This is a genomic window from Hallella sp., assembly GCF_037460745.1.
GTDB classification, from domain to species: Bacteria; Bacteroidota; Bacteroidia; order Bacteroidales; family Bacteroidaceae; genus Prevotella; species Prevotella faecis.
This window is the reverse complement of the sequence record NZ_JAXVAE010000125.1, coordinates 1-11605: the sequence shown is the minus strand read 5'-3', so window position 1 is coordinate 11605 and position 11605 is coordinate 1. Positions and strand designations below refer to the sequence as shown.

The following is an 11605-nucleotide window of genomic DNA, read 5'->3' as shown; positions in this document are numbered from 1 at the left end:
AAGCATTATAGTAAACCAGGGTAAAAACTGACAAGTGAAATCAGGAAAAGACAAACGATGCCATTGCGAAGATAGAAAGGGGCGCTTACAGAGGTGAAAACATGCGCTCACGAAGAAGATTCGCTGTTCAATCTCTATTCAACGAATAGCTTTACGCAACATATTGCCCGGCGTTCCGATCATGGAAACGCCGGGCTTTTATTTGTTATGGAGGGCCATTATAGATAAGAAGGAGCACGCCTAAAGCATGCCACAAGGGGCTTGAGTCACACGCCAAACCACTGACTTTGGGCTGCTTAGGCGGGAAAAGTGTTACGAGTTGAAAGACATCGACAAAGTATCATTATCGTTCTAAAACCCAAGGTTTGGTTATTGTTTGCAATAAAACTACCAACTTTTCTTGCAATTTATTTGTTTGTTAGCAACGAAATGATTACCTTTGCGCTCACATAAAACAAAAAGAGAACAAAGTATGACCATCCAGTTCATTAGCATTATTAGCATTCTACTCGGTATTCGACTTCGTCAAACAGTCGGAAGTGAGAGAGCGTGTATATGCATGTGAGCAATATGACGAATACAAGGCCTTTCCACTTCCATTAGTGGGAAGGCCTTTTTTCGTAGTTGGAAGGACAGAAACAAACAAAACAACAAACTAAAACGAACATGCTCTCGAACGAACGCAAACACAAGTTCTGACGTATGGAAGAACAAAATCAGACGAACACAAACACAGGTTCTGACGAATAGGAGCGCAAACACGAGCGAACACAAACACAATAAAGAACCCAAACGAAGTAAAATAATAAATTATGAGCGACAGACTTTTTATTTTCGACACCACCCTTCGCGATGGCGAACAGGTGCCTGGATGCCAGTTGAACACAGTAGAGAAGATTCAGGTAGCCAAGCAACTTGAGCTATTGGGTGTCGATGTCATTGAGGCCGGCTTCCCCATCTCTTCGCCAGGCGACTACAACTCGGTTATGGAAATATCGAAAGCGGTAACATGGCCCACCATTTGCGCACTGACCCGCGCCGTGGAGAAGGACATCGACGTGGCCGCCGAGTCGCTGCAGTATGCCAAACACAAGCGCATACACACCGGCATAGGCACATCCGACTACCACATTAAGTATAAGTTCAACTCAAACCGAGATGAGATTCTGGAGCGCGCCGTGCGTGCCACGGCTTACGCCAAGAAGTATGTGGAGGATGTGGAGTTCTACGCCGAGGACGCCGGACGTACCGACAACGAATACCTGGCACGTGTCGTCGAGGCAGTTATCGCCGCCGGAGCCACCGTGGTAAACATTCCCGACACCACCGGCTACTGCCTGCCGAGCGAGTTTGGCGCCAAAATTAAATACCTCATGGAGCACGTGTCGAACATCGACAAGGCCATCATCTCAACCCACTGCCACAACGACCTCGGCATGGCAACAGCCAACACGCTCGAGGGTGTGCTCAACGGAGCACGACAAGTGGAGGTAACCATCAACGGCATCGGCGAGCGAGCCGGCAACACATCGCTCGAGGAGATTGCCATGATTCTAAAGTGCCACAAGGGCATCAACATCGACACCAACATCAACACGCAGAAGATTTACCCCGTTTCGCGCATGGTCAGTTCGCTGATGAACATGCCCGTGCAGCCCAACAAGGCCATTGTGGGCCGCAACGCCTTTGCCCATTCGAGCGGCATCCACCAGGATGGCGTGCTGAAGAACGTGCAGACCTACGAGATCATCGACCCAAAGGACATTGGTCTCGACAACAATGCCATCGTGCTTACGGCACGTTCGGGACGCGCGGCGCTGCGTTATCGCCTAGAGGTGAACGGCGTGGACGTTCGCGACGAGGCCAAGCTCGACAAGCTCTATAAGGCCTTCCTCGAATTGGCCGACAAGAAAAAAGAGATCAACGACGACGACATCCTCATGCTCGCAGGTGCCGACACGGCGGCCAGCCACAGCGTGAAGCTCGACTATCTGCAGGTCACCACGGGCAAGGGCGTGAAGAGCGTAGCCAGCGTGGGCCTCGACATCGCCGGCCAGAAGTTTGAGGAGAGCAGTTCTGGAAACGGTCCGGTCGACGCCGCCATCAAGGCCCTGAAGCGCATCATCCGCAAGCAGATGACACTGAAGGAGTTTACCATTCAGGCCATCTCGAAGGGATCGGACGACGTCGGAAAGGTTCATATGCAAGTGGAATACGCCGGAAGCGTCTACTATGGCTTCGGAGCCAACACCGACATCGTAACAGCGTCGGTCGAGGCATACATCGATTGTATCAACAAGTTTAGGAAATAAGATAGCGAAAGGTTTTTATGTTATGAATACATTATTTGATAAGATTTGGGATAGCCATGTAGTACAGGTCGTGGAAGAAGGCCCCACGCAACTCTACATCGACCGACTGTATTGTCACGAGGTGACATCGCCTCAGGCCTTCGACGGCTTACGCCGCCGCCATCTACAGGTATTCAGACCGCAACAGGTGTTCTGCATGCCCGACCACAACATCATGACGCACGACCAAGGATCGCCTGAACTCGACCCCGTGGGCCGCCACCAAGTGGAGACACTCGACAAGAACTGCGCCGAGTTTGGCCTGACGGAATTCAAAAAGAACACGCCCGAGAACGGCGTCATCCACGTGGTGGGACCCGAGACGGGTCTTTCGCTGCCCGGCATGACCATCGTTTGTGGCGACTCGCACACCTCTACCCACGGTGCCGTGGGCGCTGTGGCATTCGGCATCGGCACCTCTGAGGTCGAAATGGTTCTGGCCTCGCAGTGTATTCTGCAACAGAAGCCAAAGAGCATGCGCATCACCATCAACGGCGCCCTGCAGCCTGGCGTAACGGCCAAGGACGTGGCGCTCTACCTCATGGCCCAACTCTCCACCTCGGGAGCCACGGGCTACTTCGTGGAATACGCCGGACCTGTGGTTGAGAACATGAGCATGGAGGGCCGACTGACGCTCTGCAACCTCTCCATAGAGATGGGTGCGCGCGGCGGATTCATCGCGCCCGACGAAACAACCTTCGCCTACCTGAAGGGCCGCAAGTACGCCCCCAAGGGCGAGGCGTGGGACAAGGCCGTGGCCCAATGGCGCCAGCTGCGCTCGGGCGACGACGCCGTGTTCGACTGTGAATTGGCTTTCGACGGAGCCGACATCGAGCCTCGCATCACCTACGGCACCAACCCCGGAATGGGCATCGCCATCACAGGATCAGTTCCCACACTCGACGAGGTAGCCGAAAGCGAGCAGGCTTCGTTCCTCAAGAGCCTGCGCTACATGGGATTCGAGCCTGACGAGCGCCTCTTGGGGCACCCCATCGACTACGTGTTCCTCGGAGCGTGCACCAACGGACGCATAGAGGACTTCCGCGCCTTCGCCTCTGTGGTCAAGGGCCATAAGAAAGCACCCAACGTGGTGGCATGGCTGGTGCCGGGCTCATGGGCCGTCCTGAAGCAGATTCAGGAGGAAGGACTCGACAAGCAACTGGAGGCAGCAGGGTTCGCCATACGCCAACCGGGCTGCTCGGCATGCTTGGCCATGAACGACGACAAGGTGCCAGCTGGCAAATACAGCGTCTCCACATCGAACCGCAACTTCGAGGGCCGTCAGGGACCGGGCGCACGCACGGTGCTGGCTTCGCCCCTTGTGGCAGCCGCAGCCGCCATCACGGGCCGCATCAGCGACCCTCGCGAGTTTCTTCAGGCATAACAACGCGCAGCGGCATCGGCCAACGGGCATCCCGGCGGATAGCCAACAACCGCAGCATGGGCCACCCACGCCCATCCGCTGAACGCGAATAATCACACAAAGACAACACACAACGATGAAACAGAAATTTGATGTCATCACATCATCCTGCATTCCCCTCCCCTTGGAGAATGTGGATACCGACCAAATCATACCCGCCCGCTTCCTGAAGGCTACCGACAAGGAAGGCTTCGGCGACAACCTTTTCCGCGACTGGAGATACAATAAGGACGGCAGTTTGAAGAGCGATTTTGTGCTCAACGACCCTTCTTATTCGGGCGTTATCCTCGTAGCCGGCAAGAATTTCGGCTCAGGATCGTCGCGCGAACATGCCGCATGGGCCATCGCCGGCTATGGTTTCAGGGTGGTTATCAGCAGTTTCTTCGCCGACATCCACAAGAACAACGAGCTCAACAACTTCGTGCTTCCGGTGGTGGTGAGCGAGCAGTTTCTGAGCGAACTGTTCTCATCCATCGACAAAGACCATGGCACTCAGGTGCGCGTGGACCTTCCTAACCAAACGGTGACCAACCTTACTACGGGCCATTCGGAACATTTCGACATCAACGGTTATAAGAAGCACTGCCTGATGAACGGCCTCGACGACGTGGATTTCCTCGTTGCCAACCGCGACAAGGTGGAGGCTTTTGAAAAGCAACGCGCATGATGGATATAGGAGCAAAAACGCTTTTCGGTCCGCAGATCGAAATTATGGACTCTACGTTGCGCGACGGTGAACAGACCAGCGGCGTCAGTTTTCTGCCCCACGAGAAGCTCATCATCGCCCGGTCGCTGCTCCATGATGTCAACGTCGACCGCATAGAGGTGGCCTCGGCACGTGTTTCCGAGGGCGAACGCGAGGCCGTGACACGCATCTGCAACTACGCCCAGCGCGAGGGTTACATCGACCGCATCGAGGTGTTGGGCTTCGTCGACGGCAAACTGTCGATCGACTGGATCAAAGGTTGCGGCTGCCGCGTCATCAACCTGTTGGTGAAAGGCTCGCTGAAACATTGCCAACACCAGTTGCACAAGTCGCCAGAGGAACATTTGGCCGACATCCTCCACTCGCTCGACTATGCCGAACAGCAGGGCCTGCGGGTCAACATCTATCTGGAGGACTGGAGCTCGGGCATGAAGGATTCGCCCGAATATGTGTACCAAATGATGGACCGCCTGAAGGACACGCCCATCCAACGCTTCATGCTACCCGACACATTGGGCATCATGAACCCGCTGCAGTGTGTGGAATATGTGCGCAAGATGCACCGTCGCTACCCCGACAAGCGATTCGATTTCCACGCCCACAACGATTACGACCTGGCGGTGTCGAACACGCTCGCCGCCGTATTGAGCGGTTGCCAGGGCGTGCATGTCACGGTGAACGGCCTGGGCGAACGATGCGGCAACGCACCGCTGGCCAGCGTGCAAGCCATCCTGAAGGACCATTTCCACGCCAAGACGTCAATCAACGAGAGCAAACTCAACCAGATTAGTCGCTTGGTGGAAGGCTACAGCGGCATCGCCATATCGGCCAACCAACCCATCGTGGGAAGCAATGTCTTCACGCAGGTGGCGGGTGTTCACGCCGATGGCGACAACAAGGACAAGCTTTACAGCAACGACCTCGTGCCCTCACGCTTTGGCCGCAAGCGCGAATACGCACTCGGCAAAAACTCGGGCAAGGCAAACATTGAGATGAACCTGGAGGAACTGGGCTTGGAACTGACACCCGAACAGACACGACGCGTAACACGGCGCATCACCGAACTGGGCGACCGTAAGGAGATGGTGACCCAAGACGACCTGCCTTACATCATTGCCGACGTGCTGAAGCACAACACACCCGTGGAACGGGTGAAGCTCCTCAGCTACATGGTCTCCACGTCGTATGGGCTGAAACCCATCGCCAGCCTGAAGGTGGAAATCAACGGTGAGGAATATACGGCCGACGCTACCGGCGACGGTCAGTACGACGCCTTTGTGAAAGCCTTGCGCAAGGTGTATAAGGAGAACCTCAACCGCACCTTCCCACGATTGGCCAACTACACCGTGACCATTCCGCCCGGAGGCCACACCGACGCATTGGTGCAGACCATCATTACATGGCAATGCGACGGAGGACGCGTCATTCGCACCCACGGACTCGACGCCGACCAGACGGAGGCTGCCATCAAAGCCACGTTCAAGATGCTCAATATCGTGGAAGACGAGGAAGAAAAACTGAGGGAAGGAGGCTCAATCCACGCTCCACAACAATCCAAAGAACAAATATAAAACACATAAGAAATCATGAAACTGAATATCGCAGTATTACCCGGCGACGGCATCGGACCAGAGATCATGCCGCAAGCCATCCATGTGCTCGACGCCATTGCCAAGAAGTTTGGACACGAGTTTGTCTATCACGAGGCCATCTGTGGCGCACATGCCATCGACGTTTGCGGAGACCCATTCCCCGACGACACGTTTAAGACGTGTATGGACGCCGACGCTGTGCTCTTCGCCGCTGTGGGCGACCCGCGTTTCGACAACGATCCCACACTGAAGGTGCGCCCCGAGACCGGCTTGCTGGCCATGCGCAAGAAACTTGGCTTGTTTGCCAACGTGCGCCCCGTGGCCACGTTCGACTGCCTGCTCCACATGTCGCCACTGAAGGAGAGCATCATCAAGGGTGCCGATTTCATGGTGATTCGTGAGCTCACAGGTGGCATGTACTTCGGCGAAAAGTATCAAGACAACGACCGCGCTTACGACACCGACGTGTACTCGCGCCCCGAGATTGAGCGCATCCTGAAGGTGGCCTTCGAAACGGCACAGCGCCGCAACCACCACCTCACGGTGGTCGACAAGGCCAATGTTCTGGCAAGCTCACGCCTGTGGCGACAGATTGCGAAGGAAATGGAGCCCCAATACCCCGACGTGCAGACCGACTATATGTTTATCGACAACTGCTCGATGCGCGTGCTTACCGACCCGCGCTTCTTCGATGTCATTGTCACCGAGAACACGTTTGGCGACATCCTCACCGACGAGACGAGTGCCATCACGGGCTCTATGGGCCTGCAACCGTCGGCCTCACTGGGCGACCACACGCCGCTCTTCGAACCGGTGCACGGATCATGGCCACAGGCAGCCGGCAAGAACCTTGCCAACCCGCTGGCACAGATCCTCTCAGCCGCCATGATGCTCGAGCACTTTGGTCTGAAGGCCGAAGGCGCACTCATCCGCGAGGCATGCAACGAGAGTTTGCTGCAGAACATCCGCACACCCGAAATTCAGGTTGAAGGCGGTAATCATTACGGCACCACAGAGGTGGGCCAATGGATTACCAACTACGTGGCAAGTCACTAACATCAGGCCACACGCTCACTGTATAGCGATGGGGAATCGACCGTTTTCATCACCCACAGGGCCATGGAAGCGAACGATTCCCTTCTTTGATGATTCGCGCAAGCACTCGGTGCTCTTGACCATGTAATGTTTTTTGGTCAAAAAGTTTGTCGACGATTTCCGACAATCTGGCGAGCCGAAACGCCATTTTTATGAGATTTTATCGCCATGCGAGAGGCAAGCTCCTGCGATTAGGCATGTTCCGAGTTGCGGAAAGGCATGTTTCGTCCCTCGATCGACCGTCTTTCGAGACTCGATCGGGCATGTTTGGCACCTCGGTTAGGCATCTATCGCAATACTTGATGCGAAATACGGAGTGGTAAGCACTACGCAAAATTCACAAGGCACTGATTGTTAGCAGGTTACAAAAATACGCCGAGAATCGCGTATTTGCAGCCAAACATTCGCTCGTAGAAAAGAAGTGTGTAGATTCGTCTATAGGTTGTTGGCTAATTTCTACCTTCCGAGTTGCAAAAGGAAGGCTCGCACATTGGCATCGTTCCAACTCATCGTCTATGCCATCAAACAAGGGTTATCTTAACGTTCACAAACTTGCAACTGGACATGCATGAACGCTCTAAACCACTGACATTAGGGCTCTTTTGGCCAATATTGTGTGCGAAAACTGCAATTTGGGCTTACCAAATCCTATTTTTTGCTAAAAATGGCGAGTGCTCCTTGGCAAATCCATGAAATAGTTGTATTTTTGCATTCCAAAATGCAGAACATGAAGAAGATCATTCTCGTAGCTTTTACCATCCTGTTGCTCTTGAGCAGCTGCGCAAGGGAATTCAATCAGGTATATAGAACCCCCGATTACCATTACAAATACGAGTACGCCAAGGAGTGCTTCGCCAATGGCAAGTACCAACGCGCCACTACCATCTTGCAAGAGGTTATCACCCAGCTGAAGGGTACAACCGATGCTCAGGAGAGCCTATACATGTTGGCCATGGCCGAATTTTGCAACCGCGACTACGAGACGGCTTCCGAAACGTTCAAGCGCTACGTAAAAACGTACCCGCGTGGCGTATATGCCGAGATGGCGTCCTACTATGCCGGACAGAGCCTGTACATGTGCACTCCCGAGGCGCGCCTGGACCAAACAGAAACCGTTAAGGCCATCGCTGCCTTCCAAGACTACCTGGACCTCTATCCAGACGCCCAGATGAAGGAGCAGGCTCAAAGCCGCTTGTTCGCATTGCAAGATAAATTGGTGGAGAAGGAACTCTACTCTGCCCAGCTCTATTACAACCTTGGCACCTACTTCGGAAACTGCACCGAGGGTGGAAACAACTACGAGGCATGCATCGTCACCTCAGAGAACGCCCTGAAAGACTACCCCTACTCAAGCAAACGCGAGGACTTTGCGTTGCTCATCATGAAGAGCAAGTATGAACTGGCCAAGCAGAGCGTAGAGGAAAAACGCGTGGAACGATTCCAAAATGCGGAAGACGAGGCTTACGGATTCATCAACGAATACCCCGACTCCAAGTCGCGTAAATTGGCCGAGGAGTATGTGAACAAATGCAAGAAGGTGACCAGTACGGTCGTCGACGAGTAAGCGTCAACCATCAGAATTAGCAATATTAAAAATCAATATTTTTCAATCAGATATGGATTATAAGAAGTCAAAAGCTCCGGTAAACACCGAGACTCGCGAGCTTCCCGAGTTGTGGAAGAGCACTGGTAACATCTATGAGAGCGTGGCCATCATCGGCAAGCGCGCCAACCAAATCGGTGTGGAGATTAAGCAAGACCTGAACAAGAAGTTGCAGGAGTTTGCTTCTTACAACGATTCGTTGGACGAGGTGTTCGAAAACCGTGAGCAGATCGAGATCAGCCGCTACTACGAGAAGTTGCCGAAACCCACGCTGCTGGCTACCCAGGAGTTTATTGAGGGCAACATCTATTGGCGCGATCCCTCACAGGACAACCAAGAGGAAGAGGCACAATGATTCAGCGCATTCAAACCCTCTACCTGATGTTGGCTGTGGCTGTGCTCATAAGCTGCCTGGCCATGCCTATTGGTAGTGTGGAGCCTCAGGGAATGGGTGTTTCGGCCAAGTTGTTTAACCTGGGCCTGTACCAAGGAGAGAATTTCACGGCCTACCCATTGTTGCTTGCCGACCTGGTGATTACAGCGGCATTGTCGCTCGTCACCGTGTTTATGTTCAAGCGCCGCGCTCTGCAAATGCGTTTGTGCATGGTGAGCGTAGTGCTCTGCCTGTTGTGGTATGCTTACTATGCTTACTGCGCTTTCGTGGCTCTGCCTGTCGACGGTGCCACATTCCATGTGGCATTCGGCGCTTGCCTCCCGCTCATCGCCATCATTCTGCTGATGATGGCTCATCGTGGCATCAAGGCCGATGACCGTCTCGTGAAGAGCATGGACCGCATTCGCTAAACGAGCGGAAGCGCCAAGCTCATTGCAAAGCAATAACTCTTTGCACAAAATATTAAAACAACCGTTATGAAGGATAGCCCGAACCCTGAGAGTTCGGGCTATTGTTTTTTGACGCAAATGTACTTACGGCAAGTGGGCGCAAACTAAATAAGCAAAGCCATCTGCGTCAACAATAGCATTCGCAACCTATCAAACGTTGGCATAAAACAGAGATTTCCGTTCAGAGCAAGTGGAGCGCTATGACAGCGCAGGCTTCCGCATCGGCCAAGGCGTGGTGGTGGTTGGTGAGATCGTAGCCACAATAGCGAGCTACGGTTTGCAACTGGTGATTGGGCAATATGCCTGCCAACTGCCGACGTGAGGCACGACAGGTACAATGGAACTCATAGTTGGGGTAGTCCATGCCATATTCCTTAAATACAGCCTTCAAGCAACTCTCATCGAACGGACTGTTGTGGGCCACCAAGGGTAAGCCTTCCAATTTAGGGGCGATAACCTGCCACACATCGGGAAACGGACGTGCATCCTCCACATCGAGCATGGTCAAACCATGCACCTGGGTGGTCCAATAGGTGAAGAAATCTGGGCGAGGGTAGATAAGGCTGTAGAACTTCTCGGCCACCTCGCCGTTTCTTACAATCACCACTCCCACACTGCAAACGCTACTGCGGTACTGGTTGGCCGTCTCAAAATCTATGGCTGCAAAATCTTTCATCGATTGTATGGGTTAAATGATAGGGCATATCCCATTATGCCAAAACGCGAATGGAAGCGCGATGCCGGAAGAAACACTGACAAGGGTTGAAAAGAAACAATAACAAACTCGTTATATTCCCATTTCGGCCATATGCCCATTTTAGGTTCAAATAGCCCCACCAACGCTTAGGTTAGCAGGGCGACATGAGATATCGCCTTACACGACGATTACTTGCCAAGGTTCTTCAAAGCATTGTGAGCAGCCTCGTTCACCTTGTCGTTGAGTTTCTTCTGTCCTTCTTTCACCTTTTCGGCTGCCTTCTCCCTTGCCTCGTTCACCTTCTCATTGGCCTTGTTCTGCGCCTTGGTTACCTCTTCATTGGCTTTCTTCTCTGCGGCAGCCTTGGCGTTGTTCACAGCCTTTGTGGCGGCAGTCTTGGCTGCTTCCTTGGCAGCCTCGGGCACATTCTCCACAATCTTCTTAGCGGCCTCGGGAGCGCTCTGCAAGGCAGCCTTCGCAGCCTCAACGGTAGCGGCAGTCTGAGCAGCCTTCTGGATATAAGGAGCGGCAAGGTTCACAGCGTCGTCGGTCACGGCTTGCTTGGCCTGCTCAGCAGTGGTCTCTGCGGTGGTAGGCAGGTTCTTTATGCCATTCACCAAGTCGGCTATGGTGGTATTGCCATCTGTCACAGCCTTGATGCTCTCGGCATTTTCTGTCAGGAAATTCTTGATCGACTGGCCGTAGGCCTTGGCCTCATCCAATTGACCGGCATTGACAAGGGCCTTGTAGGTAGCCTGCAACGTTGCGAGTGAGGTGATGAGGACCTTCGGATCCTTATTCTTCACAGCCTGCTCCACCTGAGCGGTCAGCGTAGCGATGGCTGCATTGGTATCGTCGCTGAGAGCGGCGGTATCAACAGTTTCTACGGCAGCGGCCTGATCGGCGGCACCAGCGGCAGCCTCTGCGTTCTTTTTGGTGTCTCCGCAACTGCTCAGCACAAGGGCAGCAGCTGCAGCGATGGCTAAAAATCCTTTTTTCATGATGTAGTTAAGATTAATGTGTTACAAATGTTGTTTGTGGTTTCCTTAAATTATTGAGTCAAGGCGATGTCGTTGCATCGTCATTTTAGCAAGATTATCAGCGGGTTGCAATCATGGCAGCGCAACATAACATGAAACAACCCTGGTATCACGTCATGCAAACACGCACTTTTACAAAGATAATAGAAAAAGCGTGTAGCATCGTGTTTTGTTAAGTCGATTTAACAAAAAATCCCCGCAAGGTAACTATTCAGCGATAGCCTTGCACCTTAATCCGCGATTGAAATATACAGC

10 protein-coding genes are annotated in these 11605 nt (G+C 53.3%); 8 read left to right on the top strand and 2 right to left on the bottom strand.

Annotation, left to right across the window (positions count from 1 at the left end; translation table 11 throughout):
• Positions 1–812 precede the first annotated feature (812 nt).
• The 8 genes from WKK33_RS08630 to WKK33_RS08595 all read left to right on the top strand — a co-directional run bounded on the left by WKK33_RS08630 (position 813) and on the right by WKK33_RS08595 (position 9574).
• Positions 813–2312 carry a 2-isopropylmalate synthase gene (locus tag WKK33_RS08630; protein ID WP_215758706.1) on the top strand — a complete coding sequence of 500 codons (1500 nt, stop codon included), beginning with the start codon at positions 813–815 and terminating at the stop codon, positions 2310–2312.
• Positions 2313–2334: 22 nt separating this feature from the next.
• Positions 2335–3735 carry a 3-isopropylmalate dehydratase large subunit gene (gene leuC, locus WKK33_RS08625; RefSeq protein ID WP_337933390.1) on the top strand — a complete coding sequence of 467 codons (1401 nt, stop codon included), beginning with the start codon at positions 2335–2337 and terminating at the stop codon, positions 3733–3735.
• A 115-nt stretch (positions 3736–3850) separates the two neighbouring features.
• On the top strand, positions 3851–4441 hold the full coding sequence (gene leuD, locus WKK33_RS08620) for a 3-isopropylmalate dehydratase small subunit (RefSeq protein ID WP_337933388.1): 591 nt from the start codon (positions 3851–3853) through the stop codon (positions 4439–4441).
• Positions 4438–6051 carry an alpha-isopropylmalate synthase regulatory domain-containing protein gene (locus WKK33_RS08615; protein ID WP_337933387.1) on the top strand — a complete coding sequence of 538 codons (1614 nt, stop codon included), beginning with the start codon at positions 4438–4440 and terminating at the stop codon, positions 6049–6051. The genes leuD and WKK33_RS08615 overlap by 4 nt, the downstream gene beginning before the upstream one ends.
• Before the next feature lie 15 nt (positions 6052–6066).
• Positions 6067–7128, top strand: coding sequence for a 3-isopropylmalate dehydrogenase (gene leuB / locus WKK33_RS08610; RefSeq protein WP_215758701.1), 1062 nt, complete (start codon positions 6067–6069; stop codon positions 7126–7128).
• A gap of 766 nt (positions 7129–7894) precedes the next feature.
• Positions 7895–8731 carry an outer membrane protein assembly factor BamD gene (gene bamD, locus WKK33_RS08605; RefSeq protein WP_287769293.1) on the top strand — a complete coding sequence of 279 codons (837 nt, stop codon included), beginning with the start codon at positions 7895–7897 and terminating at the stop codon, positions 8729–8731.
• A gap of 52 nt (positions 8732–8783) precedes the next feature.
• Positions 8784–9125 (top strand): DNA-directed RNA polymerase subunit omega, encoded by a 342-nt coding sequence (locus tag WKK33_RS08600; RefSeq protein ID WP_215758698.1) that lies wholly within the window; start codon positions 8784–8786, stop codon positions 9123–9125.
• Positions 9122–9574, top strand: coding sequence for a DUF4293 domain-containing protein (locus tag WKK33_RS08595; protein WP_287769294.1), 453 nt, complete (start codon positions 9122–9124; stop codon positions 9572–9574). Before WKK33_RS08600 ends, WKK33_RS08595 begins: the two co-directional genes overlap by 4 nt.
• Positions 9575–9794: 220 nt before the next feature.
• Here WKK33_RS08595 and WKK33_RS08590 read toward each other — a convergent pair whose 3' ends face one another.
• Together WKK33_RS08590 and WKK33_RS08585 are read right to left on the bottom strand one after the other, a co-directional pair.
• Positions 9795–10289, bottom strand: a complete 495-nt coding sequence (locus tag WKK33_RS08590; protein WP_287769295.1) for a 3'-5' exonuclease — start codon at positions 10287–10289, stop codon at positions 9795–9797.
• 209 nt (positions 10290–10498) lie between these two features.
• Entirely contained in the window at positions 10499–11311 is an 813-nt protein-coding gene (locus WKK33_RS08585; protein WP_337933384.1) for a hypothetical protein, read from the bottom strand.
• Positions 11312–11605: the final 294 nt, after the last annotated feature.